The organism is Thermosporothrix hazakensis (genome assembly GCF_003253565.1).
Classification (GTDB): domain Bacteria; phylum Chloroflexota; class Ktedonobacteria; order Ktedonobacterales; family Ktedonobacteraceae; genus Thermosporothrix; species Thermosporothrix hazakensis.
In genome coordinates, this window is the sequence record NZ_QKUF01000002.1 from 1 (window position 1) to 26,018 (window position 26,018).

General features: G+C 51.4%; 25 protein-coding genes and 2 pseudogenes. 10 read left to right on the forward strand and 17 right to left on the reverse strand.

What is annotated here, in order from left to right:
• On the reverse strand, window positions 1-551 hold a 551-nt coding region (locus tag EI42_RS05240), incomplete at its 3' end, for an SDR family oxidoreductase (protein WP_146505335.1).
• A gap of 220 nt (window positions 552-771) precedes the next feature.
• Between EI42_RS05240 and EI42_RS32300 the strand changes: the two genes are divergently transcribed.
• On the forward strand, window positions 772-930 hold the full coding sequence (locus EI42_RS32300) for a hypothetical protein (RefSeq protein ID WP_170142374.1): 159 nt from the start codon (window positions 772-774) through the stop codon (window positions 928-930).
• Between the two features lie 181 nt (window positions 931-1,111).
• On the opposite strand, the gene EI42_RS05245 is transcribed toward EI42_RS32300, so the two are convergent.
• From EI42_RS05245 to EI42_RS05285, 11 genes are all read right to left on the reverse strand, one after another.
• Window positions 1,112-4,243 (reverse strand): lantibiotic dehydratase, encoded by a 3,132-nt coding sequence (locus tag EI42_RS05245; RefSeq protein WP_170142375.1) that lies wholly within the window; start codon window positions 4,241-4,243, stop codon window positions 1,112-1,114.
• Between the two features lie 40 nt (window positions 4,244-4,283).
• Complete coding sequence (locus EI42_RS05250) at window positions 4,284-5,630, reverse strand: lanthionine synthetase C family protein (RefSeq protein ID WP_211326027.1); 1,347 nt, start codon at window positions 5,628-5,630, stop codon at window positions 4,284-4,286.
• 15 nt (window positions 5,631-5,645) lie between these two features.
• Window positions 5,646-7,454 (reverse strand): ABC transporter ATP-binding protein, encoded by a 1,809-nt coding sequence (locus EI42_RS05255; RefSeq protein WP_111319599.1) that lies wholly within the window; start codon window positions 7,452-7,454, stop codon window positions 5,646-5,648.
• Window positions 7,451-9,193, reverse strand: coding sequence for an ABC transporter ATP-binding protein (locus tag EI42_RS05260; RefSeq protein WP_111319601.1), 1,743 nt, complete (start codon window positions 9,191-9,193; stop codon window positions 7,451-7,453). Before EI42_RS05260 ends, EI42_RS05255 begins: the two co-directional genes overlap by 4 nt.
• A 136-nt stretch (window positions 9,194-9,329) precedes the next feature.
• The gene (locus EI42_RS32305; RefSeq protein ID WP_170142376.1) at window positions 9,330-9,503 is read right to left on the reverse strand and encodes a hypothetical protein; all 174 of its coding nucleotides are present in this window, start codon (window positions 9,501-9,503) and stop codon (window positions 9,330-9,332) included.
• Window positions 9,504-10,129: 626 nt separating this feature from the next.
• Window positions 10,130-10,381 (reverse strand): hypothetical protein, encoded by a 252-nt coding sequence (locus EI42_RS31850; RefSeq protein ID WP_146505337.1) that lies wholly within the window; start codon window positions 10,379-10,381, stop codon window positions 10,130-10,132.
• The gene (locus EI42_RS05270) at window positions 10,357-10,653 is read right to left on the reverse strand and encodes an AzlD family protein (RefSeq protein WP_111319605.1); all 297 of its coding nucleotides are present in this window, start codon (window positions 10,651-10,653) and stop codon (window positions 10,357-10,359) included. Before EI42_RS05270 ends, EI42_RS31850 begins: the two co-directional genes overlap by 25 nt.
• On the reverse strand, window positions 10,643-11,383 hold the full coding sequence (locus tag EI42_RS05275; protein ID WP_111319607.1) for an AzlC family ABC transporter permease: 741 nt from the start codon (window positions 11,381-11,383) through the stop codon (window positions 10,643-10,645). The genes EI42_RS05270 and EI42_RS05275 overlap by 11 nt, the downstream gene beginning before the upstream one ends.
• 546 nt (window positions 11,384-11,929) lie before the next feature.
• Window positions 11,930-12,052: a hypothetical protein gene (locus tag EI42_RS34240; RefSeq protein WP_281278855.1), complete on the reverse strand. Its 123-nt coding sequence runs from the start codon at window positions 12,050-12,052 to the stop codon at window positions 11,930-11,932.
• 45 nt (window positions 12,053-12,097) lie between these two features.
• A complete protein-coding gene (locus EI42_RS05280; protein ID WP_211326028.1) occupies window positions 12,098-12,496 on the reverse strand; it encodes a YceI family protein in 399 nt (132 codons plus the stop codon).
• Between the two features lie 101 nt (window positions 12,497-12,597).
• Complete coding sequence (locus EI42_RS05285; protein WP_111319609.1) at window positions 12,598-12,927, reverse strand: hypothetical protein; 330 nt, start codon at window positions 12,925-12,927, stop codon at window positions 12,598-12,600.
• 229 nt (window positions 12,928-13,156) lie between these two features.
• Here EI42_RS05285 and EI42_RS34630 point away from each other — a divergent pair.
• Both EI42_RS34630 and EI42_RS33755 read left to right on the forward strand, forming a co-directional pair.
• Window positions 13,157-13,285 (forward strand): annotated as a pseudogene (locus tag EI42_RS34630) (FAD-dependent monooxygenase); the annotation flags it as partial.
• A gap of 117 nt (window positions 13,286-13,402) precedes the next feature.
• Entirely contained in the window at window positions 13,403-13,804 is a 402-nt protein-coding gene (locus EI42_RS33755) for an aromatic-ring hydroxylase C-terminal domain-containing protein (protein WP_249033447.1), read from the forward strand.
• Window positions 13,805-14,133: 329 nt separating this feature from the next.
• Here the strand turns inward: EI42_RS33755 and EI42_RS05295 are convergent, their stop codons facing one another.
• Complete coding sequence (locus tag EI42_RS05295) at window positions 14,134-15,150, reverse strand: hypothetical protein (RefSeq protein ID WP_111319611.1); 1,017 nt, start codon at window positions 15,148-15,150, stop codon at window positions 14,134-14,136.
• 609 nt (window positions 15,151-15,759) lie between these two features.
• On the opposite strand from EI42_RS05295, the gene EI42_RS05300 reads away from it, so the two are divergent.
• A complete protein-coding gene (locus EI42_RS05300) occupies window positions 15,760-16,203 on the forward strand; it encodes a hypothetical protein (RefSeq protein ID WP_111319613.1) in 444 nt (147 codons plus the stop codon).
• Between the two features lie 537 nt (window positions 16,204-16,740).
• Window positions 16,741-17,049 (forward strand): hypothetical protein, encoded by a 309-nt coding sequence (locus EI42_RS31855; RefSeq protein WP_211326029.1) that lies wholly within the window; start codon window positions 16,741-16,743, stop codon window positions 17,047-17,049.
• Window positions 17,050-17,137: 88 nt separating this feature from the next.
• Here EI42_RS31855 and EI42_RS34635 read toward each other — a convergent pair whose 3' ends face one another.
• Together EI42_RS34635 and EI42_RS34250 are read right to left on the reverse strand one after the other, a co-directional pair.
• Window positions 17,138-17,419 carry a GDCCVxC domain-containing (seleno)protein gene (locus tag EI42_RS34635; protein ID WP_111319615.1) on the reverse strand — a complete coding sequence of 94 codons (282 nt, stop codon included), beginning with the start codon at window positions 17,417-17,419 and terminating at the stop codon, window positions 17,138-17,140.
• Window positions 17,416-17,835: a MerR family transcriptional regulator gene (locus tag EI42_RS34250; RefSeq protein ID WP_111319617.1), complete on the reverse strand. Its 420-nt coding sequence runs from the start codon at window positions 17,833-17,835 to the stop codon at window positions 17,416-17,418. The genes EI42_RS34635 and EI42_RS34250 overlap by 4 nt, the downstream gene beginning before the upstream one ends.
• Window positions 17,836-18,615: 780 nt before the next feature.
• Between EI42_RS34250 and EI42_RS33770 the strand changes: the two are divergent.
• Window positions 18,616-19,364, forward strand: a pseudogene (locus EI42_RS33770) (tetratricopeptide repeat protein).
• A gap of 1,021 nt (window positions 19,365-20,385) precedes the next feature.
• On the opposite strand, the gene EI42_RS05325 reads toward EI42_RS33770, so the two are convergent.
• Both EI42_RS05325 and EI42_RS05330 read right to left on the reverse strand, forming a co-directional pair.
• Window positions 20,386-20,649 (reverse strand): pyridoxamine 5'-phosphate oxidase family protein, encoded by a 264-nt coding sequence (locus tag EI42_RS05325; RefSeq protein ID WP_111319623.1) that lies wholly within the window; start codon window positions 20,647-20,649, stop codon window positions 20,386-20,388.
• 973 nt (window positions 20,650-21,622) lie between these two features.
• On the reverse strand, window positions 21,623-22,507 hold the full coding sequence (locus EI42_RS05330; protein ID WP_111319625.1) for a sigma-70 family RNA polymerase sigma factor: 885 nt from the start codon (window positions 22,505-22,507) through the stop codon (window positions 21,623-21,625).
• A 517-nt stretch (window positions 22,508-23,024) separates the two neighbouring features.
• Here EI42_RS05330 and EI42_RS05335 point away from each other — a divergent pair.
• The 4 genes from EI42_RS05335 (at window position 23,025) to EI42_RS05345 (ending at window position 25,786) form a co-directional block, all read left to right on the forward strand.
• Window positions 23,025-23,426, forward strand: coding sequence for a hypothetical protein (locus tag EI42_RS05335; protein ID WP_111319627.1), 402 nt, complete (start codon window positions 23,025-23,027; stop codon window positions 23,424-23,426).
• A gap of 51 nt (window positions 23,427-23,477) precedes the next feature.
• On the forward strand, window positions 23,478-24,692 hold the full coding sequence (locus tag EI42_RS05340) for a serine hydrolase domain-containing protein (protein ID WP_111319629.1): 1,215 nt from the start codon (window positions 23,478-23,480) through the stop codon (window positions 24,690-24,692).
• 423 nt (window positions 24,693-25,115) lie between these two features.
• Window positions 25,116-25,376 (forward strand): hypothetical protein, encoded by a 261-nt coding sequence (locus EI42_RS31860; protein ID WP_211326030.1) that lies wholly within the window; start codon window positions 25,116-25,118, stop codon window positions 25,374-25,376.
• Window positions 25,289-25,786: a glycosyltransferase gene (locus EI42_RS05345; protein WP_111319631.1), complete on the forward strand. Its 498-nt coding sequence runs from the start codon at window positions 25,289-25,291 to the stop codon at window positions 25,784-25,786. Before EI42_RS31860 ends, EI42_RS05345 begins: the two co-directional genes overlap by 88 nt.
• Window positions 25,787-26,018: the final 232 nt, after the last annotated feature.

A 26,018-nucleotide genomic window follows, 5' to 3' on the forward strand; every position in this document is an offset into this window, starting at 1 on the left:
TTGAATATCTTGCAGAAGGCTCTACAGGGTACCGTCGGGCAGACGGGAACCGACGAGGGTGTCTCGTCGAACGCTTCTGGACAGCCTGCCGCTACGCGTCGTCGCTCTGCGACGACGCGCAAGCAGGCTGGATGAAGGAAGAATCCCCGCCCTTCTGGCCTGGGGAGTGTCAACACATTGACCCGAATGCCCCTCGGTAGTTCCGGTGCTACATTGCGCACAAACCCTTCAAGGCCCGCATTCACAAGCCCGCCCATCGCGCTTCCTATCATAGGTTCCCTGAAGACACCACTGGTTAGCGTGATCGAACCACCATCACGCAGATAGCGCACAGCACGCAGAAAAAGCGCGATCTGCCCTAACAACTTTCCATTCAGGCTTTGTTCAACGGCCTCATCCGATAAGGACTCAAGCGGCGTGAGCGCTCCTCTGGCAGCTACACAGACAACCGCATCGATATCATGAATAGTATTGAAGAGAGCATCAATGGATGCTCGATCATATATGTCTACTTTGATAGAGCCACTGCGTGACAGGAGGGATCCCATCATACAGCTCTTCTACTATGCTATATTTTCTTTACCTGGCGCGCCAGAAGACAGGGGCCTTCTGGCAAGGGAATGCATGGCGCAGGAGTCCATCAGAAGGAGGGAGGCTACTCCTCTTGACAGTACACATCCATTTTGCTCTGATATGACAAGCATTTGAGAATAAAACAGGGGCAAGAGATTCTGACCTTCGAATCCAAGCACAATAGCCCGAAGGTAGTCTATGACCGGGGCCGTTCAAAAGATCCAGCAGTACAGCCAATATACCCATCAGGCGTACGAGAATCAGCGCCAGATCAGTAACACCGTAGACACGGAACGCATGACCTTCGCTATCAATCAGTATCTCGTTATCCAGTGTCCCCCTATTCTCCGCTTGTAGAATGCGATCGGTGCGTAAGATTCCATCACAGACATCAGGTAACCGGGGCATGGGCTGTTCACCAAAGGCAAGCAATGTCCAATGCGGGCCCCCTGAAGAGCAGAAACAACGTACTCGGTAATTTCGGCATAGGCGAATAGAGGAACAGACGGCCTATCGGAGCTTCTTTCTCCACTGATTATCAGGATGGACGAGCTGCGATGCTTTCCAGGGCCAGACGCCAGAATGCAAGCACTTTTTGCTCATCAGTCGAATCGATCCCGAGAAGGCGATTGATATGCATATGAACCAGGCTTCCCGCTATATCTTTCTGGTTTCCCCAGAGCTGTTGGCGACTTTCCAGAGTTCGAATAGAATGGGCAACCTGGTGTATCTCAGCCTGATAGGTCAGGACAGCCTGCTGTATTGGCTCACGCATCGGGTGTATCAGCCTCCAGGGGACGAGCAGCTCGCTGAGTTCCTTTTGATGGGTACGGAACTCTTCCTGAAAGGCCTCCGGGACTGTGGTTCGTAGCCACTGGAGCCGGTCATCAAAGGTGAACCCCCAGGTGTCAAACAGGAAGTCAAGCGAACTGACCGCAAGCAGCAGGGGGTCAAGCCGAATGTGCTTGAGCGAGGCTGAGCGCAATAGATGACGGCACAGGTCACTATCAAGCGTAAAGAAGCGCTCTATCTGCTCGATTGCAAGCGGCCCACCATAGCGCTCGATCTCGCGGCTGTACGTGTTCAGCGTTACCTGCTCTAGAATCTCTTTTTCAGCTAATGAGCCGCTCCATTCCAGGGCGTACTGCAACAGGCGCCCCTGGACATCTGCATTGCAAGCATGAAGCCGAAGACGAAGGTGCTGCTCGGGATCTCTGTAACGAACGTAGAACCAGCGATCTATGAATGCAGATTGTCGGAGTGAGTGAACAAAAGCGAAGAGCGTATCAGCAATAAACTCGTTCTGTTGGGACAATGGGAGATAGAGGTGCAGATACACCCAATCATTGCCAGGCAGGATGTTCCGCTCGCGAGCAGAAATGATCGCCGGAGGAGATGGTATACCTTCTTGCGTCACACGCTGTTGCGTCGAGGTGCCTGCATGAGAGCGCAAAGAGACAGGAACAACGATTTCAGAGACGTACGTATGCTTCTCCTCGTCCTGTAACCAGAGATGTTCAAAGTCAGGGTACATCTCTTCAAGCTGGATGCTCTGGGTGGGATCGGTTTTCTGCAATTCAGTACGCAGTTCGGCAACGGTGAGCGCGTTTTCCAGATCAAGCAATAAACGCTGATCTCCATTCACCAGATAGGTATAACGGGGCACATCCCAGGCTGCACGCCAGGCCTGAAGAGCTTCAAAAAAGGAGGCTGCCGGGTCCGTTGGAATGCTCTCCCTACGAAGTAGCCAGCGAGCCGGTCGCAAAACAATCTTGTCTTCATAGACCAGACGAGGAAGGAAAGGGAGATGTTCGGCTGCCCCCCAGTCAAACGGAACCGGCAGTGCAGATCGATCCTCAGACACTTCGATCAGAAAACGGCAGACATTCGGCGCCTTTCGGATGTTGAGCATGCTCGTGTGGCAGACAATCACCTCTTTCTTCAAACGGAGCGAACGCAGATAGAAACGGCCCTGCCGGATCCCAACCACCAGATCATCAAGCTGAATCACGCGCTCAGGAGGCACGGAGGGCATGGTATTGACCGTGATCTCGTATGAGAAAAGCGTTGGATGCACTACAACATTAGCAGAACGCGGATAGAGCGGACGATAACTCAGCTCAGCAAAGAGAATATCCGGGTGCTCATCTTCCTGTCTTTGAATGTATTGCTGAAGCCGCGCGAGATCATCATGCTCATAGAGATGCATAAATCGTCCAAACGTTCGCCCTCCGCTTAATGAGCCGGTATTGGGCGCTAGAACTGCTCGCCATTGACCATAGTCAAGCGCCTCATAGGATGAGGCATGCACCTGCAAATAGACCTCCTGCGATGGAGGATACGAAGGAGTTGCAGAGAGCTGAAGTTGTTCCACAAGCGCTTCGGTGAGCCTGACTTCTCTTTTTCTTTCTCGGAGTGCTGTGGCAGCCAGCTCACATAGTAGAGCATCACGGCGGATGGTAGACTCTGGAGTACTTGCCCCAGCAGAACCGAGTATACCTGGAGGCTCCATATAGGTGGCAGGAGCATCAAGGCCTTTTTCCGGGCTGAGAAGCTCTAGAAGAGGGACTTCTGTATAATGGCCATAGCGTTCAGCGAACTTCCTGTGATACTCTCGCAAGTGAGGATATCCATCTTGATAGAGGCTCAGACGGGTGAGCAGTTCGGCTGTTTTGGCTGCTGCTTGAGCAATATCCTGGTGAAGTTGCTTTGTATGCAGTTGAAGCCGCATATCTACCTGCATAGTCGGTGAGATCTGGCGCGGCAGAAGCCTATGTTGCTTATCACTGAGAGAGTACAGTTTATCCAGTGAGCAACCCGGCCCCTCTCGATCGATATCGGCCATTGCCTGCAATATCTTTTCAAATGCGTTCGCAATGTCACGAAGCCGGGAAGATGGTAGAGCCTGCAAACGCTCAAGAACGATACTGGCGGGATACATCTGCGAGAGGGGAAGTTGAAGTGTGCTGATAAGGATATGGTTGTGCACGGCACTCTGAAGCAACTTCTCAATTTGCTGCAGTGACGCCTGAGGAAAGGCTTCCTGCATTTTTTGGACAAGCTCAGATAGAAGCCGAGGAGTTCGAGCAAGCTGATGCAGGTGCTTGACTACAGAGGTAGCACGCACACTGAGCGACGCCCGTTGAGATTGCTCATAGATATCGGGATAAGGCACAACGAGCCGGCTCCCGGCAAAATAGAGCGTTTGGTTCGCCTGATATGGGATGACTTCCTGATTGACCGGCAGCGTTTCAATAAAGGAGAGCAAGGCATAAAGCCAATACATGTCAGGGCGCGTGTGCGTCTTATGTCTGTGAGATGCGGCCAGCCGAACATTACTCTGATCCGCAAACGTATCAAATGCGATTCCCGCAAAGAGGCCGAATGGCGTGGGGCGCGTGGAAAGGCGAATGAGGTAGCGAAGCAGGCGGGAGAACGCGCGCTGCATCTTCTGTGGTTTCGTCGTTTGCCCGCTTCGGATGAGCTCCAGGCGTTCAAAAAGCGAGGGGCTGGCAACATATAAGGCATGCCTGATAACGGGATGCTCAGCAAGTTGAAGCAATGCCTCGGGAGATGAAACAGAGATCACCTGAAAAAAGGTATGGGCAGGCAAAAGAGGTGCTCTGAGAAGGTAGAAACCTGCTGCCTGGTAAGGGTGTTCCATTGACATGTTCGTCCTCCGTGATAACGCGGCCATAGCAAGAATTCCTCTATACGATCAGAAAAGCGCGAGCCCATGAGGGAAACTGTCCAGTAGCAACAGTCAGCAATGTGAGCAGAATGCCACTCATGCCGGTTAGCAGAGAGGGGTCATCATATGTGTTGCCGTCTCGATCAATATTCTGATACGCAAAGGGAAGCTCCGGTTGAAAGGTATCAAGCAGGTGTTGAGTAAGCTGAAGCAGAGCCTGCGTTTGTGAAAGCATTGCTCCTTCAGCGACAAAACAGCTTCCGAGCAGAAGCAGGCCGCTTATTCCATGACAGAGGATCGGAGCACTGATAAAACGATGAGACGGAGGACGATGCAGGGCAGTATCCATCGCATCCCGGGCAAAGGTTTGCAGATGATTGTCCTCAAGCGCAATTCCTGTGAGCCAGAGAGCACGCGCAATCCCTGGAGCTCCATAACACCAGGCTGCACGTGCTGGTTTTTCAATAGACCCGGGATCGAAAGCGGAAATCTCTGATAGTGGGAGCGCGACGGGCCAGTTCATTCCCCAGGTGTCGCGGCAGTGATAGGCGAGCAGCCACTGAGCCAGATGGTTCATTGCCTCTTGCTGGCCTGGCCGTCGAAACCCTGCTGCCCAGGCGAGAGAAAGCGCGGTGAGTGGACCTGCTATTCCATGCGCATACCCACAGTTGATATAGCCCTGCGCAAATGTATCCCGGTATGTGGAAGGGTCCGCTGTAAAAAATGGCGGTGTGATAGACCAACGCGGAAGATCCGACGGTTCGGCAAGCCAGATGAGATACTCTAGCAGCTTATTGATGATCTCAATAAGCTGCTCAGAGGGATTCGGCACCGAGACAAGGTATGCCAGAATGCCCGCTGCTCCGCGAACAATGTCGTAGTCCGCTTCAGCAACGCCGAATGTGTCTCGTTTCCATGTTCTTTCCTGTACTTGAAGCAGGAGTTTCTCTTGAACGCGCTGGACGGTTCGAGCATAACGAGGCTCCACATCATAAAGAGTAGAAATGGTAAAAGCAAGACCTGCCGTACCATCACAAAGGCCAGAGGATGAAAGTGGCTCATGACGGGTGCAGGCCACCGCCTGGGAAAAGTAGCGATGCGCCAGCTCAAGCCACTGGCTTTCCTGAAAAATCGAGAAGAGCGTATATGCCGTCAGGGAGATCCCGCTTAACCCCCAGGCAAGCGAAGGGGCCTTCTGAGTAGACCTCTTGAGCAGTGCTTCCTGGACCTTCTCTCTTTCTTGCAGCCGTTCAGCCAGTTCATGAACCACATCGAGCGTTTTTTGCCGCATGGAAGAGTGAAGAAGCGGCTCACTCTTCCAACGACTCTCTGTAAGCAAGGTTGAAGCCACGGGAAATGTGGGCATTTCAGTCATAGGATGTCAGTCCTTTTCTTGCTGCTTTTGAGCGGTTGCAAACTCGATGCTCTCTTTTTCCTGCTCACGCGCCCAGATTGCCTGTATCTCTTCATTGGTCTGAAGCAGATTGTCCAGCGTCCCTATCGCGTCAATGGTGCCCTGCTTCAGCACGATAATGGTATCTGCTGCACGTAAGACTGCTGGACGGTGCGAAACCACTAAACAGGTTCTGTCCGGATTCGCTCGGAGACGCTGAAGTAAGAGCTGTTCTGTCGCGCCATCAAGTGAACTGGATAGATCATCAAGCGCCAGCAATTCAGCATCGCGGGCAAGCATCCGGGCAACAGCCGTCCGCTGAAGCTGTCCACCAGAAAGGTTCCTTGCACGCGCCCCAATAAGCGTGTCTATCTGCCTCTCAAACTGGATAACATCCTGCTCAAGCACAGCATCATGCAGAATTTTTCCCATATCGACGGCTGTTTCAGGTAATCCAAGTAAGATGTTGTCCTTCAACGAAAGGCTGAAGAGATGAGGAATCTGGGGCGTATAGGCACATCGAGGCGGCCCAAAAAAGGATTGCGGATCCTCAATACGCTTACCATTCCAGAAGAGCTGCCCCTGATCCTGAGGCAAGAGGCCAAGCAATGAACGTAATAATGTTGTCTTTCCTGCACCTACACGTCCGGTAATCACAGTGAAAGAACCCCTCCGTACAGAGAAGTTGATATGCTCAATACCTGCTCCATTGGCGTAATGATAGGAGAGATCTTGCACAACCAGTTCCTCAAGGCGATCTGTTTCCTGTCGAGCAGGATATGTGCAGGGCGGCAACTCCTCTTGAAGATAGGTCGGGACGTGCTCAACAAGGGTATCGTCTGGCTTGTTCTGCCAGAAATCGAGAAGGCGATTGAGTGAAACCTTCATCCGAGCATAGCGTGATGTCCATCCGCCAGATAGGCCAAGTATCTTGGAAAACCAGCTCATATAGGAGATAAATAGGGCCAGATCACCAATGCCAATATGCTCGTTTGGTCCAAGCAGCGCGATAGCGATCAGGACCAGCGCGACCCCGATGTCAGACATTTGCGCAACAATGGTACTGAGAAGCTGTCCGAGGATCGTATCCTGTAACAACGCTTTTCGGCGAGTATCGTTTACTTTCTGGAGATGTCGGGCTATCGCCTGCTCACTACCATAGACCTTCAGCAAAGGAGCAGCAGCAAAGATATCTTGCAACGTCTGGGAGACGTCCCCTGTCGCCTTCTGATGCGCCTGCCGCACTTTCTGAAGGTGAGCGCTGAGCCTTTTGGCCAGTACGAAAAAGACAAGCAGGGGGAGAAACGTAACAACGGTAATCAAGGGAGAAGTTGAAAGAAGAATCCCCAGTCCGATTACCACAGTAATGAGCTGGCCAATTGGATCGCTGATCCAGCGAGCGAAGTCGATCACCCAGTTAATATCATCCCGAAGACGCGTGATGGCTTCACCAGAGGAAGAGGGGAGCGCCTGTACAGCGGGAAGCCTGAAGAGCTGGACGAAAATATTCTTCCGAAGCAGGGCTTCAAAGATGAAATTCTGGGTTGCTTGCCACATGTTGGCGATGTAGACCGTGCCAAAGCGGCCAACAGCAATGGCCGTCAAGACCAGCAGGGAAATCCAGATAGGCCCTGCATTGGCTGTCTTTTGGGCGAGCGTATCAAACAACTGCTGTAACATGAGACCGCTAATGAGCGGAAGCAGATAATAGAGACCATTGTTAATCAAGGCACTCCCAAAATACAGCCCGGGACGATAGCGTATCAGTTGCCAGATATACCATAAGGGCTTTCTCATTGTCTTACCTCCCCTGCTGCCAGCCGATACATGGTTGCAAATGCGGAATCGGGTTGCTGTAAGAGCGCTTCACGCTCTCCAAATTCACGACATCGACCATTTTCCAGAACAAGAATCAGGTCTGTTTGCATCACCGTTTGCAAACGATGCGCGATAATGATGGCGGTGCGCCCCTGCAAGAGCTGCTTGAGCGCCTGATCCAGTAATTGTTCAGTGGCGGGATCGATTCGTGAGGAGGCTTCGTCTAAGATAATCACCTGAGGATTGCGTAAGAAAAGGCGCGCCAATGAGAGCAATTGGGCCTCGCCCGCAGAAAGTGCCTGTTCTCGCGAGGAGAGCACGGTATCCAACCCCTCCGGAAGCCTCTTGAGCCAGTCCGTCAGTTTGAGCTGCTCAAGAGCCTGGACGATGACATCGTCAGAGATGGAATCGTCGAACAGAGTCAGATTATCGCGAACGGTGGCGTTAAAAATATGCACCTCTTGTGTGATAATGCCAATGGCTCGGCGCAGGTCCGCAAGGGCATAGTCCTGAATAGGATGTCCGTTGAGCAAAATAGTACCCGATTGAGGCTGATAGAGCCGGGTGAGAAGCCTTGCGACAGTGCTCTTACCACTACCAGTCTGCCCCAATAAGCCGAGGGTCTTTCCCGCAGGAAGCACAAATGAGAGGTCCTGAAGCGCGTAGGTATCTTCTATATACTGAAACGAGACCCGCTCAAAAGCCACCTCTAGCGCTTCGCTGGCAAGTGGCCTGTCGCCTCCGTGAATGGTACTCTTTTCCGCAAGGAGCTCGTGAATGTTTGCAATACTACCGCTTCCCTGTTGCAGGCTACGCCACTGTTCCACAATTTGCTCGACAGGAACCTGTAGAAGGGTGGTGTAATAAAAGAGGGTATAGACGCGCTCAAGGGGGATCGCATGTCCCCAAAAAAGAAGGACACCAAGAAGCAGCGCAACCACTGTACCAAGATCAAAGAACATACGAAGCAGGTTACGCGTTCGCATGATGGCCTGAAAGCCGCGCAAAAATGTACGGAGGATGGCACGTGATTGAGATGCCAGTTCGCGCAGGACATACGATTGTGCTCCAGAGGAGGTAAGGTCTTCCAGACCCGAGAGCCGCTCTTCCGTGAAGCTTATCATCTCGGCGCGCTGCTTTCGGGCCTCTTTCCAGAGCGGGAGCGCCTTCGAGTGCAGCATGTAAACGATCACGATAGAGAATATGGTGAAGAGTGCCAGCACCAACCCTACCAGAGCATGAATCGTGAAGGCGATCATTCCGATAATTCCGATCAGAAGAACTCCATTGCTGATGAGCGACAACACCAGGCGCGAGAACAGGTTATTGAGCGTTGCGACCTGCCCGTCTACGCGCTCTACCAGCTCCCCCGGGGTATGTTGTGTATGGAAACGCAGATCTAATGCAAGGCAATGAAGCGTTAAGTCAACACGAAGCTCATTTGTTGCAAGCAGGCTGATATTATCCCCTAGATATGCCTCCCAGAGCGACAGGATGGGACGCGCAACCGCAAGCAGGAGAAAGAGAAGAGCGAGCGGGAGAAGAAGCCCGGTTGCGAACTGCATCCGAATGTTTTTTAGAAATGCTTCCAATATGAGAGGGGTGATAATCAGAAGAACAGTACTGCCCAGAATCAGAATGAAAAGGAGGATCAGAAGCGGGATACGTTTTCTGAGATATTTTAGAAAGGGGATGTAAAGTTTGACTGTCGAAAACATTGTGATGTTTTTCACCTCCTATTTCCCACGTGCTTATTCGCCTTTTTCAACCAGAGAAGATGGAATATTGAATCAAGTGGTCAGACACCAGGGATTTATGCTTGATGTCTGACCATAGAAGCGGAACGATGAGAGATTACTTCTTCTCCCGTGTTGGTGGGCGCAGGCCTCCTGAACAGCTACAACTATCGTCTATACCGGTCGATTGCTCAGGGAGGATGCGGTTATGTATGGTTACTTCAATATCAAGATCAAAGTCACTGAAGGGTGAAGCCAGTATTGCGTTCTCTGTTCGTGTGCTGTTCTCCAAAACGATACTCCTTTCTCATTCAGCAAATACTTCATAGCTTTAAGCCCGTAAAGTGCTGCTGACTTGTAGGACATTCAGTAACCTTATTGCATCTGCTGATGAATGTAACATGAATAGAAAAATTTGTCAATACATTTCAATGAAACACGGGTAAGAAATATCTCTCATACGAACGTTCTGCATTTGTCATAACAAATTCTGAAATAGAGGAGACAGGGATTGTAGACGACACAGGAAGAGACAGGATTTCCTCTCGCATTGGCGCATAAAGTGCAGGCACATGTTCATATGGATCCTTTTGCTGTCGCCGGTCAGGCTGATCATGCCACTCTCATTTTGAGATGTGCATATATCGCCCCGGGTGGCATTCAATCCGCCCACAAATCGCTGCGAAGAAGAGCGGCCTCCATTTGCTTCTCTGCAATACTGAACCCGATCAACAGGATATGACAGGGAGAATGGTTGAGAAGCCATTTTAGAGGAAAAAGAGCAATGAATAGAGTATCACTTGTACTATCTCTGCCAGCAGAATAGTATGATGAGGCCAACCGCGCATACAACAGTCGTCGCCTCCCCCACGTAGCCCTTGCTCCATAAGCAATGGGACGATCTTACATACCGCTATCTTACCATCCAGGCAAATGGCCCCTTTTGCATTGCCCGAACCGACTGACGACGGGTATAAAGATAATCCAGTTGCGGCTGAGCCCTTTATTACCGGAAAGAGCCGGAAACATTTCTGCAACGGCTGCAGCCAGTGCAGCAGGCCAGGAGAACGATGCTTCAGGCTCTCCGGTATGCTGCTTCTCGATGCCGCAGCTTGTTTTTTCATTCGTGATGCCTCGGGTTGCATCTAGAAGATCTTTCGGAACACCCACACCACTCCAACACCTACCACGATTGCCAGGAACATCTTTTTTGTACGAGCCGCAACCAGGACTGTTGCCAGTGCTGCCAGCGTCTCAGCCGGACCACTTGCCAATACGGTCGGTGCAACCAGCGAGACGAGCACTGCACCGGGGATGGTCTTTAACCATGCCTCCACTCCTGGGGACAGCTTCACGAATCCCATCAACCACATCCCTCCAGCTCGTACCATGTATGTTACCAGGGCCATGCCCAATATAGCGATCAGCGTATTACTTGACATGCTTATCACTTTTTATCGCTCCTACCAGACTGCCTGCCAGACCTCCAAGTAAAATGTACCAGGATCCTGGCAGCAAACGGGCGGCTCCTACTGCAACTATTGCGGCAACAGCCCACGGCAAAAGATCTGATTTCCCCTTCCACATCCCTACCAACAAGGTGAGAAAGACCGCTGTGAAGACAAAATCCAGCCCCCATTGCACCGGATCACTGATCGCCAGTCCCACCATCTTCCCAATGACGGTTGAACCCACCCAGGCAACAAAGAGCAGCAGACCACCCCCCAAAAAAAATGCAGTGTCGCGCCTCCCCTCCATAAACTCGCGCATGGTCAATGCCCAGTTCTCGTCACTCATGAAAAAGAGCGAGAGATAGGTACGCATAGGATGCAGACGGGCAAACCAGGGACGCAGTGCCGCCCCCAACAACAGATAGCGCAGGTTGACTATCAACGTTGTGACGATGATCGGGAGAATACTTCCCGCCGCCAATGGGACACTCCACAGCGTGATAGCAAGGAACTGCGCCGATCCAGCATAGACCAGCCCACTCATCAGCAGCACTTCTATCAGACTCAGGCCCGCTTGATGTGCCAGCACTCCCCAGACAATGCCATCTGTCAGGCCACCCAAAGCGAGAGGAACCATACTCCGCATGCCACGTATCAACCCCGCCCATGACCACGTGACCTGATCGTTCGTCGTGCACCCATGTGCATCCTGCTCAATCATACGCACTTACTCCTTGAAATCCATTTCTACCATAATTTCTCTCTATCAAAGCGTACTCGCTCTTTTCCTTTTGCAGTTAGCCAATAGATGCAGAGCAGTCAGGCTGTATGGGGACGCGTAACCATTTGTCCCGGGGAAAAGCGCTCTTTCTCTGGCCTGAACCGTCGCTACTCATTGCTTGCTCTATTCTATCTTCTAATGAGGGCAAGATTGATCCTCTTTTATAGATTGTTCTCTTGTTCTTGTAGATCATTTTTGCCAGGTTCTCATGCGCACTTTCTACCCAACTCGACACAGTACCCGAATCTGTACCCTTGTAGGTAAGGCAAATTTTTGATCGGTGAAACGTGATAGCCGGCTTGTCGCAACAGACCTACGCATCCACTGGACACAAAACATGCCGAAATCATAAAAGAGAAGCTACACCCCGGCTCCTGCTCGAAGCCTGAGTGCAGCCAACCCTCTGCTGATTGCCTCAAAAACGCAACGTGTAATGCTTTCTCGACACCAGGGAGTTATGCAACAGACTGTCGCAAAACGCGCACTCTATGCCGGGGTTTGCTCCTTTTCTGAAGTAGTCACCTCTTCTTCTACCGGTTTGGTCAGCTCAAGGTCGATAAGCAATGTAATTTCATCACCGACAACCAGACCACCACCGGCTAGAAGCATATTCCAATTGAGGTCCCAATCTTTGCGATTGAGCTTTCCTCGATGCTAGAAACCCGCGCTATAGGTGTTCCAGGGAGTACGGGCGACCCCGCTATACTCACCATTCAGCGCCACCTCTTTTGTGACGCCACGAATCGTCAGGTCTCCGATTAACTTCCCATACCGCTCATCCAGCATAATTACCTGCTTGCTTTTGAATACAATAAGCGGATAATTCTCTACATCAAAAAAATCTGCTGAACGGAAGTGCTCATCACGCTGAACATTATGAGTGTTCACACTTGCCGCCTCGATGTGGATTTCTGCCTTTGTGCGAGTCAGGTCATGTTCATCGAATTCGACGGAGCCATCAAACTTCTCGAATTCCCCTCGTACAGTTGCGACCATCATATAACGACCTGTAAAAGCGATGTGGGTATGTCCGGAATCAAACTGCCAGCTCATCTGGATTCTTCCTTTCCGCTTTGCATCACCTGTTTCAAGCAAGCTTTTAGCACTAAACGACATTTCTTTTGAGAAGAGCATAATGACATAAGATTGCCACCTTATGAAGAGCTTCTGCCTGTTCTCTTCTGCCACTGAGCCAGAAGCGCGGAAGATTGGCGAAAGTGAACATCATCGTGGGCCAGATTTCCCTTTGCATTGACCCGGCTAGATTCCTGCCAGGGCACATAACCCAGATCCAGGTGTGGCTGATCAGGCCACATCTCCAAACTGGCAAGCTGCATACGTCGACTCTCTACCAGCTTTGCACGACATGCAGCGACCGTGGTTATCTGCCTCCAGGGCATTTCATAGCGAGGCCTGCCATGAAAAGGCACTCCTCGAGCCAGCTCAGCCGCTACCGAGGCATATTCTTCGGCAGAAGCTGTCATATGGGCGATAGCATGAGCCAGTATCCAGGGTGCATGCCGCTCTGCCGGGTCGTATTCGCACTGTCGAGTTTGATGGCCCCCCCGCGAACCGGAAGGCGCCGGTCACTGCAGCCGAGATGGAGGCCAGCCTGCGACTCGTCAGCGGCGTTGATGTCCGCGTGACCGAGGTCATCAGTGGCTCACGCTACACAGACCACGCGCGGCAGGTGACGACCTACCGGCGCGTCGCGTGCTCCTCTGCGGCGACTCTGCTCATGTACACGCGTCATTCAGCGGCCAGGGCCTGAATCTGGGGATAGGCGACGCGGTCAATCTGGGCAGAAAGCTCGCTGCTACCGTGGAGGGCTGGGCACCCGATGGTCTGCTTGACACCTATACCAGCGAACGACACCCGACCGGCGCCTGGGTGCTCGATTGGACGCGTGCGCAGGTGGCCGTGATGCGCGGGGACACCTACAGCCGTGCCTTCAGGAGCGTGGTCACCGATTTCCTGGGCACACGGGACGGGGCAACCTACTTCGTGAAGGGGATCTCCAGTCTGTGGCAGCTCTATGACCTGGGGAGCGAGTATCCGTTAGTCGGTGCAACAATGCCTAACCTTTGGCTGAACGATGAGACACGGATCTCCGACTATGCCCATGAAGGCCGGTCTTTGCTCGTCGATCTTGCCAGGGACGATCGGCTAGCAGCTCTGGCCAGGCCCTACGCCGGGCGTCTGAAGCTGGTGCGAGGGCGGTCAGATGGTGCCAGTGTGAGCAGCTTGTTGGTGCGTCCTGACGGGTTCGTGGCGTGGACAACAACTGAAGGCATCAGCGATCTTGCTGGTCTGGAAGCCGTCCTGACGCGCTGGTTAGGGAGACAACACAAATCGCGCTAACTCATCTCCCGGAGATCTACGCGGGCACATAGATGCAGTGATGCTCCTGGTGCCCGCAGGGTCCCCGAAAGCCAGGCGGCTATCAGCGGCATCCTGACAACCACGCGCAAACCAGGTTGAGAACCCGAGCAAGACAAAGCTTGAGAGGCCCTATTATTTACTTGATGGCAAGCTGTCGCCTGTCCTCTAAAACGCATTGACATCTTCCAAGCCATAACAGCCAGCTCATATCAATGTGCCCTTCCGCCTGATCGCTCACGAAAGCACAGCCAGGCGGCTTGTGAGGCCTGCGATAGACCAGGCGGATCAGGAAGCACGAAAAGCGGCTTTCACTCCTCCTGAGGTCCCCTGACCCGTTGCAACAGGGTCCCGCGCGCTCTCCGCCGAAGAGAAACAGCGAACAGGCTCAGCAGGAGCACCATCACGCCTCCCAGAATCGCCAGCCCAATCTTATCCAGCGGGGTGAAGGTCAGAAACAGGATGCCGAAAATGGTATGCGCGATCAGTGCGCCGCTTCCAAGTGCCAGCCAATCAAGGTCGCTCCACCCGGAGGCGCGCGTCCATATACGTAGCAACCAGCACACAAGTGCGGCCATCCCAAGAGCAACCAGCAAGGGAACCAGTACCAGTGGCCCTTGTGTCAAAGCAGGGAAGAATGCTCTGAACAGGATCAGGATCGCCTGCCACAGGAAACCACAAACCAGCCCGAGAAGCGCAACCACCCAGCCGGGAGGCGCTTGCACCACAGACGTAGCAACAGGGGCAGCGGGAGGAAGCACGCGCAGCGCAATCCATGCCAGCAGGAGCACAACCAGCACTGTTCCCCCGAGCAGCAGGGGCGAGGCCCAATATCCCGGAGCAATCCCAACCCGTGCAATAAACCCGATCAGGACCACCCCGAACAGAAAACCAATCCCGGTAATGATGAGCCCCGTACGCCCCAGGTAAGGCACATCACGCTGCTCTGGAAACAGCAGATCTGTAAGTAGAATCGGCAATGCCACGCTCCAGATAGCATGATAGCCAATTGCCCATACAGTGTAGACTCCATTGATTCCCAGAACACGTCCTCCCCAATCGCTTATATTAAGCAGTGTCGGATGGAAGAGAAATTGTAAAGCAAGCCCTTCTTCGATAAGCGCATACGCTCCCCCTAACAGAAGAATGCTGATCCAGCCGCGCTGCCGATGGCGCACCAGTTCCCGAATCAGCAAAGCCCCACAGCCATACATCGGGATTTGCAAAAGGAGCAGCGTAACCCCGCTAAGCGGAGTAGAGCCCCACAGCAGTTCCGCAACTGTCGGCGCCATCAAAACAAGGACAAGAACCGGCAGAAATCGACGCATTTGCTTACAACTCCTGACGTATATCTAATCAACAATCTCCCCACAAAGAAGAACGCTTAGCTATCGTTTCTCTAAAATGAGAGAATAAAGCTCGATATACATCAAATACTCTTTATATAAAATATAAAAAATCAAATAAAGGAATATTTTCATGAATTCCTTCTTCTTTACTCATTTACCTGTCTTAACGACGATATAAACCCTTGCTGACTCCACAGTGTTTGACGCCAACAGAGCTCGCTCAACTTCCATTTTCATGCATCGAGAGCTGTGTGCAACTGTCTATGATGAGAGTACCTGGCTACCCCTACGTCCTTTGCCCCTTAAAGCATAAGATGCACATGTGATTCTCCTTTCTCCCTCACATCAGATGTGGCTACTAGCATCTATCTATGCCTTTCTTTGGCTATAGACCTGGAGAAAAAGAAAGTCAGTCTGGCCGCTACCTGGGAAAGAAGATATATCTTTCTATCTTTTTTTCTTTTCTCTGGTATAATAAGTCGCAAACACCCGTTTGTCCTTTCCCGTCCCGGGAGAGGCTTCTGATTACAAAGTTGGGAGAAGACACATTCACTTCTTCCAACCGTGAAACAAGAAGAGGTCAGCTCTATGGAAATGTATCCCTACGGACATCATCAGCATCATGAGATTGATGAACTCTTTTATCATGGCCACATTGTATATGCTGTTCAGCCATATGCAGAAAATGGAGAAGAAGTCTATCACTACCTTGAGCACGCGCATGCCATTCTGGCTGAGCTACGTGAGCATGGACGGCTTGTCGGTTTTCTGCTCGATCCGCACGTACATTTAGAGCATATGACTATTGAGCATGCACATCCGGTCTACGAGTGGCCCAATGTGCATCTGGGAGTTGCCTGCTTCCATCATCATCATCATGGATATTATGAAAGCAAACATCACAGTGGAGATCTTCTGCACGAGATCGGTGATATGATTCTGGGAAGGCATCATCACGAAGGCCACCATTATGAGGAGCACCATCACCACCACCATTATCATCATCATCATGAAGATGAACACCACTGGTAAAACCAATTTTTCCACAGAGCAAAGACACGGTCATTGGCTGTGAGAGAAAGGCATACCTCGTCCAGAGGAGATCTTCTTCTCTGGACGAACAGCCGTTCGGATGATTTTTCAAAACAGAGAGCGTATAAGAGTGAAAAACGGTCGTTGAGCAGGTCTCAATCTCCCAATCTACGGGTTCATCAGTCACATTCCCGCCGAGTGCCACATCACGTGCTTGTGCCAACGCCTGTACCGCCTGCAAAAGGGATTGCTCCATCGTGTTTCTCCTGATAAGAACCCTGCGGCATTGATGCAGGGTTGCGTGGCCAGATCTGTAGTCAACCCGAGCAGGATGGGCTGATCAATGACATCATGACTATGGAAGCTCAGGATCCGTAAGACGCTTCATCTTTCGGAAAGCAGTTGGGCGCTTTTCGCTGGTACGATAAACCTGTATCTGCTTCATCCAACGGGATATATACAGTCACCATGAGATCCAGGGCACCAAACACCTGAAACGTGACACGTTCAAACACGAGATAGCCCAATTGTAGATGCTTGAACGTTTTATGGCTTCCTGACGCAATGGATATCCTGATAATCAGGCTCCCGGGCCCGAACCTCGAAGCTAACCCCCATCAGATCAATGCCCATCTCGTTACAGGATTCCTTTCAGTATACCCTTTCGATGTGTCGAAAACAACGCCCGAAGACAAGGGACGATATCGATACTTCTTCGATGAACGCTTGTTGAAAGGCGTGATGGAGGCCGCATTGCTTGCTGAATTGCGCATCCATATCAGTCTATACAACTGGACATATATTTTACCCGACTTGACGTGCACAGCCACACAGTCAACCTCCTAACGCCACGTCTCTTAGCCGCCAGGCCTTATCTTGAACGCAAGCGAGATGTGTAACGAATTGTATCGCCGGTAGATCAAGAGTAGGGGACTCATGAACATCCATCCCTCTTCCTTTCTCCTTGCAGTGCAGAGGCTCCTTGATCGGAATGATTTGAAGCGCAGCAGCTTCCCGCTCTTTGTATAGGAGGACACGGTTTATCTGCATAGGAACAGAATACACAGCAATCCCCTTGTTGGTGTTTATGTGTCAGAGAACACTTTTCACAAGTATAGTACAACTGACAAAACGTCGTCGGCATAACAGCGCGTTGTTGATGTCTACAGGTTGGGTTGGGACAGGTAAGCGTCGCAAGGAGTGTAATATCGTTCATGTTTCCTCCATTTCTGCTGTTTGATCAAGCGCGTCAAGCAGAGGGCAGCGGCTGTTGAGGTTTTGTCCTTGACAAAGAGCTGTTACCTGGAGCAAAGCTTGCCGCATACGCTGAAGTTCGATGATCTTCTGTTCTACCGCAGCAATCTTTGCCTCGGCGCGCTCTTTGACCTGCAAGCAATCGGTCTGCCTCTCCACTCGGAGCGCGAGCAGTTCCCGAATCTCTTTGAGGGAAAAACCCAGGCGTTGGGCGCGTTTAATAAAGCGGATCTGTCTCACCGTCTCCTCTGTGTACTGTCGGTAGCCTGAAGCGCTACGAGTTGGCTCTGAGAGCAATCCCTTTCGCTCATAGAAACGGATAGTTTCAACACCAATACCAGTGCGACGCGCAACGTGCCCGATTGAAAAGCTCTCCATACATATCACTCCTGTCCGAGAAAATGATACACCCTGTAGCATACTACAGAGTCAAGAGAAAAGCGCTGAAAGTTCCATTGCTCGGAAGCATTTTGAAACTTCCTCATAATTCCTCATTTTCTTACCTTTTCTTCTCAGCTTCCCCGATTTACGCTATCAAGCCAGGGCCAGAAAAATACCACCGCTGTTTTTCTTAACACTTCTTCTCATATTTTCACACAAAAATGCTATCAAATTTTATCTATTACTCCATAGCGTCCAATAGCTCGATTAACGTTACTATCGGCACCTCCCTGCTCTCGTACAAGCTCATTAGTGCAACGGAGAGCAGCACCCAGGGCATTCAATCAGGAACACAACCTGCTTGTTGAACAGCCCTTTAAGTATATTCCTCTTGAGCACCATGTACAGGTTCGTTCCCTGCTAGAGCCATTCCACCATGCGCTGTTGCTTCTGACAAGCAAAACAACTCTACCAGAAGGAAACAGATGCAAGGGAAATACATAACGGTAGCGAAGACAGCTCAGATACAACATAGCACTATAGGAAACACTGGTTGTGATCAGCAGTATCTATCATAGAACCTGCTTCACCTTCTCATGCATTTGTTTTCTCTTCCGTTATTTCCTGTTTATTCAGAACCATGCTGACCCTTCTACCTATATATAGCTGAGTGGCAGTCAGCGTAAGGTGCGTTGCAGAAAGCCTCCCACTACTACCAGCAAGCCCTATCCATAGACCAGAAGATGTCCCGACAGGCAATTTCTGGCGACAGGGGAAATGGGCCCGTTCTTCACCTCCTGGGCCTATCAGAACCTTGCTCAGATTGCTTATGAGCAGAATGAACTCGCAAAGGCGCAACACTCTCTTTCACAAACGCTCGCGTTGAGGGCCGAGCCAGAGGAAGGCGTTCACGTGTTTAGCTCGGGTGCGCTTATCCATGCTCGCCTGTTGCACGCCTGTGGAGAGACACAGAAGGCTCAGGAGATGCCCATGCAATGGGAGCAATCTACCCACTTTTCCTGGCCATTGAGTACCATTCAGGTCTTGCTGGCACGCTTACACCTGGCTCTGGGCAATCTGCCCGCAGTAGAGCAATGGGCACAATACGCCTTCGGCCCCCAAACGTCTACCCAGGAGCGCAGCCTGCCACTGCTGTACCAGCACAAGGAAGCGCTACTCCTGGCACGGTTACACATAGCGCAAAAGCTGGGAGAAATCGCCTTGCAAGTGTTGACTCCCTGGAAAGAGAAGGCTCAAGGCGCGGGCGTAACGTGCTGGAAATTCAGATGCTGGAAGCACTGGCCCATGCTACCTGTCAGGAGCAGAGCCAGGCCCAGACCCCACTTCTTCAGGCAGTAAAGCTGGCTCAACCGGAGAACTATCAACGCCTCTTTCTCGATGAAGGCCCGATGATGGAATCCCTGCTCAAAACGATATTGCCAGAGCTTCGTAACCCCTCTCTGCTCTCCTTTGTGCGAACCCTCCTGCTGGCATTTGCTCGGGAGCGAGACGTCCTCTCTCCCTGAGAGGAAACCCCTTCTCGGGTTTCGATGGCGTTGAGGCTCCGCAGAAGGAATTCGTCCTGATCAACAAGGCAGGCCGTCTTGTGGTATTTGCCCACCGGAACAATTCCTTTATGAGCTGCTGCAACGGATGCGTCCGCTCGTGCTCCAGCAGGTCGTAAATGCACACTAATTGAAGAGTTTTAAGTATTCGATTATATAAATTGAAAGGGCCTTCGATGTATAGATATACAGGTAAACGGCGTTAATTACTGGAGCGTCATCGGACACTGGAGAAATCTTTACGCATGTGCTTTCAGTACGTGAAATACAGATTATTCTCGTTTCATATACTGAAACACGTCTACACGCGTTTGCGCGGAAACTTGCACGCTTATATAGAGTGCAGGCTGTGGGAATTGCCGCAGGGCGACGTCCGTAGCATGATTTAGCAGGTATCTTCGGCCACGTAACGCACTGACGCAGAGAGTCGCATCATCAAGCCGTAGCATTTGGACAAGTGCTCGGCTGTTTTGTGGTAGTGGAGGCGTCTGGCTCATGCCTGATGCCTTCTCCAAATGCAACCAGGTGCGGCAGCACATCCCGAGCAATGCCCCGCATGCAGTTGCGCGATCCTCGTGCTCACGATGACAGCGCCTCTGGCTCGCGCAAAAATCTCAAGAAGAGGGAGAATCCTCCCACACCAGGAGAAAGGCTCCTCCTGGCCCAACTGATGCAGGGCAGGGAGAAACAAGAACCAAAATCAAGTATCCTCAAAGAGGTTCGCGCAGAGGGCATTGCAGGCGGCTGCTGAATACTCTCTCAGCAAGACCACGGTTGCAGCGGCTCTTCGGGATTGCTGATGGTGCAATCCTCAGTTCAATATCCCTCCGGAGACCTGGGCAGAAAACTCGGTCACTTTCTCTGGCAGAAAGTGCAGTGCCACGGGAGCCCGCTGCATCAGGCTTTCCACCACTTTCGGTCGGGCTTCTGCCTCCTTCACATAGTGCTCAATCAGACGCTCGATATCCTGTCGGACAATGGCTTAATCTTCAATGATAGAAACCCGCCCATAAAGGCTGACAGAGCAACCCGCGGCACCAACACAAAGCGCGATACGAGGATCACGGCGCAGATTCCTGATTTTCTGGCTGCGGCTCGGAGTCGTTATAATCAGCGTTCCATCATCCGCCAATAGATACCAGACGGTTGTTACATGAGCACTCCCATCTCTGTTTAACGTACTGATTACTGCTTCACGATCTTCTTGAAGAAATTCCCTGGCCCATTTAGAAAGCATATTTGTCATAGATATTCTCCTCACGATGATATTTTATCTATTTTAAAGACAACATATCCAGATCAACCATCCTGTTGCTCCAGGGTGGTTAGAACCAGTGTAAAGGAAGCTCTCCACCATCAGCAAGCAGGCTCAATTGTTGGGTAAGCAACATTCAAGGAGAAGTGTTGCCCCTGTGACATAATCACAGGGACGCAGCATAGACGGACAAAAAAGCGGAACTACACCCAGAGAACAGTAACACCTGCTCAATACGCTCTGCTTGCAGACTCTCACGTACTACTGTACTGAATACCCGTTACATTTTAATAACTTGACAAGTCTTTTTCATACATATAAAAATACATCTATCAATTTCATATATTTTTCTTTATATCTTCAACAACGAGATATCTGAAGAAATAAGCTCAAGTAAGAAAGCGAATAAGACACAGGGTGGCTAAAGGATGTCACTCTCAAAGTGGTTGTTAAGACCGGTCATGTTCGCCTTATTTTCCTGTTTTCCAATGTAAATAGAAGCACTTCTCAATACAGAGAAGCATATAAATAAATACTGCCTTCTTGAAGAAGAAGCCAAGAGAAACGATTCAAATTATGACCATTCAATCAACCGCCTTGCCAGATGAGAAACAGACCTATTTTCTCCCTGCCGGCAAACGAAAATTCAGTTGAATGATAAATGCCAGTCCCTCTTTGCGCATGGGAAACGTTCGGTATCTCAAGTCCTGGCAGCTCATGTGATTCACCCTTCCCGACCTGCCCTGCAATACATACACTCCTGCTACCCTCATCCCCACGCTCAGAGTATTTCCCCTGCTAAGACTGCTGCTCAATTTCTTCGCCCCCGAGGACCGAAGAAGGATACCCTTCTTCAGCCCTCCCCGAGAAGGCATTCTGCTTCGCCAGGTATCACCTGTCGGCATCCAGCATCCACTAAGGCAATGGACCGTAAAAGCATGCTCGGTCGACAGACGAGGGATCGTCAGTCATCGAGGAGCGCAAGGTGTAGCTGGCTCAGATGGGCAGGATCCGTGATTCCGGTGATCCCAGTAATCTTGCCTTCCTTAATCGTGAAATCGAGAACACCAAACAATCGACCGTATGGAGCTATAACAATTCCCACAGAGCCGTTCACCAGCACAACACGACATGCCTGCGCAACCTGACCACGCTTCACAATTAATCCTGCCAGAGCTGTTGCCCCGTGAATCTCATTAGGCACATCTGCATGTACGACCGGGGAATCGAGCCGGAACACTACCTCTGGATCAAGGACGGTAAGTAACGCTTCAAAATTCCCGGTACGCGTTGCAGAGAGAAAAGCGTCAACTACTTCCCGGTTTGCGGTCAGATTCGCATCCCGCATATGAGCTTTTCCCCGCACGCGACGCCGGGCGCGGCTGGCAAGCTGCCTTGTTGCCGCCGGGGAGCGCTCTACTATTGGAGCAATCTCTTCAAAGGGCACGGCGAAAATGTCATGCAGCACGAAGGCAAGGCGCTCAGCGGGGGCAAGCTGCTCAAGTACCACCAGTAGCGCCAGACCCACCGAATCAGCAAGCTCCATCTCTTGTTCGGGGTCAATCCCCCCTTCACCACCTCTCTCGGCTTCAAATACCGACGCTTCCAGGGATTCCTCACGCCGCGATTTACGTGCACGTAGCATGTTGAGGCAGACTCGCGCTATCACTGTTGTCAGCCATCCTCCCAGATTCTCAATGCTGCCGGCGTCAGACCCGCTGAGGCGTAGCCAGGATTCCTGGACAGCATCCTCTGCCTCAGAAAGCGAACCAAGCATCCGGTAGGCCATCGCCAGTAAACGAGGACGCTCCAGCTCAAATTGTTGTGCCAACAGAGAGGGTGTATTCATCGGTCACATTTCCTCATTTCGTTTTGTCATACTCATATACAGGAAATCTGGCCGATGGGGTTGGGACAGCTCAGATGGAACCAGATAGCATCCATTGCCCTGTCAAAGGGGGGATGCAGTAGGTCATCGAACATCTCCAACTGCATAGCTCGCCAGTTGTGTATTTCCATCGGTCACATTTCCTCGTTTTATTGTGTCATATAAATGACAAAGGAAATCTGGCTGATGTGACAGGAGACGTACGTCCGCTTGCAAGGCTCTGTCCGAGTACCCGTCAATCAGAAAAGATATCGACGGATGGACTTTTGTCTTTACGTTAATACATCCTGATATAGAGATAAAATAACGAGGGAGATAAAACAGCACATGATCAGCCCTTCAAAGCTTCTTCCTGTAACCGCAGAGAGCTTGCAGGAGAGCTCAAAGGCTATCGGTGTTGTCACTGTCCTCCAGGGACAGCATGTCATATATACTACCTGTAGACCTTACAGGAAGACAAGATAAGAGGGAGTTTGCTATGTCAATTCTTTTTCACATTCTGAAATGGGTAGGGCCCCTTTCCGGAGTAGGAGCAATCACACTCGGACTGTTGCACTGGTTTTTCCATATAAGCTTTCTTGAGCTTCACATGCTCTTTGGTTTTCTAGTCACTCTTTCCCTCCTACTCTCAGGCATTCTTGCCCTGCTCACCAGAGGGATACGCGTCCTGGGGGCCATTGCCCTTGTCTTCGTCCTTATTGTCCCAGTGTTTGGTCTGACTCAGATGCTGATCTTCATAGGAGATTTCCACTGGCTGATTCAGATAGCTCATCTGTTGGTCGGAGTAGCCGCGGTGCAGATCATCGAGAAAATATGCAAGCATGCCCTACAGAACAAACAGAAGCCGGTCATAGGCAAAAAAGCAGTGAGTGTCTCTTAAAGCGATCACGTTCTATTCAATCAGAAAAAGATAGAAAGCTGGAGGAATGAAATGATAAAAACGAGAAACCTATCCAGGGCGCGTCTGGACCGTCTGCACAAATACATAGCAGGCTCTGTTGAGCGCGGTGAAATACCTGGCATCGTCACGCTGGTGAGCCGACATGGCGAAGTCCATGTTGATACCGTAGGAAACAAGTCGCTTGCTGGTTCTGATCCGATACAGCGCGACACGATCTTCCGCATTGCCTCTATGAGCAAGCCCATCACAGCGGCGGCAACAATGATTCTGGCAGAGGAAGGTAAGCTGCGCCTGGGCGATGCCGTTGAGAAGTGGCTTCCCGAACTGGCAGACCGCAAGGTCCTCAAGCGCATTGACGCGCCACTCGATGAGACGGTACCCGCGCACCGCCCGATCACCGTGCGCGACCTGCTCACCTTTACGATGGGCTTCGGCTTGCTGTTTACACCTGCTGGAGCGTATCCGATCCTCAAGGCCGCCAACGAGCTTCAGATTGGCATGGCGCTGGCAGGGGCTCAACTTCAGGAAAAGCCCGATCCTGATGAGTGGATCCGCCGGCTGGGCACGCTGCCGCTCATGTACCAGCCCGGCGAACAGTGGCTCTACGGGATAGGATCCGAAGTATTGAGTGTGCTGATCGCCCGCGTCTCCGGCCAGCCGTTTGAGACATTCCTGCGCGAACGGATCTTTGAGCCGCTTGGGATGAAGGACACTGGCTTCAGCGTTCCGCCTGACAAGCTCCATCGGCTGGCAAGCTGCTACATTGCCGACCCGGCAACTGGAACCCTCAAACTCTTTGATGGTGTGCAAGAGAGCCGGTGGAGCCGCCCGCCAATCTTCCCGTCTGGAGCTACCGGGCTGGTCTCGACCATTGATGACTATCTGGCCTTCGGACAGATGCTGTTGAATAAGGGCAGGTATGGGAGCGAACGCATTCTCTCGCGCCCCTCGGTTGAGGCAATGATCACAGACCAGTTAACGCCAGCACAGAAAGCGGCATCGAGCCTGCCTCTGTTTCCCGGCTTTTTTGAGTCAAATGGTTGGGGCTTTGGCGTCTCAATGGTGACCAGACGCGATGATATTGCCTCGGTTCCAGGCCGCTTCGGCTGGCTTGGCAGCATGGGCACCTCCTGGTTCTCCGACCCCAAAGAGGATCTGGTCGGGATTCTGCTCACGCAGCGCTCCCTCCCGCTCAACCTCTACTACGATTTCTGGACCCTGGTCTACCAGACCATCGACGATTGAGATAACCGTTTCGTCTCTAAAGTTCATCAGGTCCTATGCCTGGTGAACTTTCACCCTTCCTCCGCAGGCAGGTGACGCTTGAGATTGCCAGGAGACATAAAGCGAAACTGCGGATTAGCCAGGCTATCTCAGGTTCTCTGACTTCCCGGCAGCATAAATGCTATGCCTACCGGTCCACTTTCCAGGTCAGGATAACCCTGCCTACTCATTGTAGACAGATCACTCTCCCCCACGTCTCGCGATGATCCATACTGCGCCTGATACAGGGATTCAGCAGAATCATTATAGTAGACAAGATCAAGGACCTCAGAGCTATTTTCGTTCCAGAATTCGCAGATAAACAGGAGAATAATAAAAGTCGTGGTAAACTATATTCGTCTTTATAGAAAATGAAGCAGAGAAAAACATATCATGCGAGTACTTATGCTCTCGAAAGCTCTTGTCGCAGGCACCTCGCAACGCAAACTGGAAGAGCTGGCGAAATTCCCCGATGTACAGCTTACACTGGTCACACCCCCTTACTGGCAACATGATAACGGCACGAGACAGATACTGGAAAAGCTCTACACTACAGGGTACCGCATGATCGTTACCCCATGTCCTGCAATGGGAACTACCACCTGCACTACTATCCTCACCTGGGACAAATCATGCAAGAGGTACAGCCAGAAATCGTACACATAGACGAAGAACCATACAAGCTTGCAACGTTTCAGGCGATGCGTCTGGCCCGCCGTCACAAAGCCCGCACGCTCTTCTTCACCTGGCAGAAGCTCTATCGCAAGTATCCTCCACCATTCCGCCAGATGGAACGTTACAATTATCAACACGCTGACACCGCTCTGGCGGGCAATCAGGAAGCCGTTGAGGTTCTGCGTCGCAGGGGCTATCAGAAAGCGATATATGTGATTCCGCAGTTTGGCTTTGATATGGAGGTCTACAAGCGTGGTACATCCCTTCCTCCACACAAACCAGGCGCACCCTTTATGCTGGGTTTCCTGGGCCGCCTGGTAAAAACCAAAGGTCTGACCCCTATCTTTGAGGTCTATCAGTCTCTTCTGACATCCACTTTCAGGATGGTGAAGGACAGGTAATCGCGAAACTGGAAGGATAGAACCTCAGCTTTTCTAGCACCGTTTCGAGGCCCTTTCTTCGTACAAAAGGAGGTGAGAGACAGCATAACGCGGAAGACACCTTTTCCACTATGCGATCAGCCCGACGAACATACAAGAGAGCGACACACCCTGCACACGTTTCGGAGCAAGTCGTAGCAAGATAGAAGAAGTTTTGTGTCAAACAACCATGCTATGATTCTTGTGCATTGTT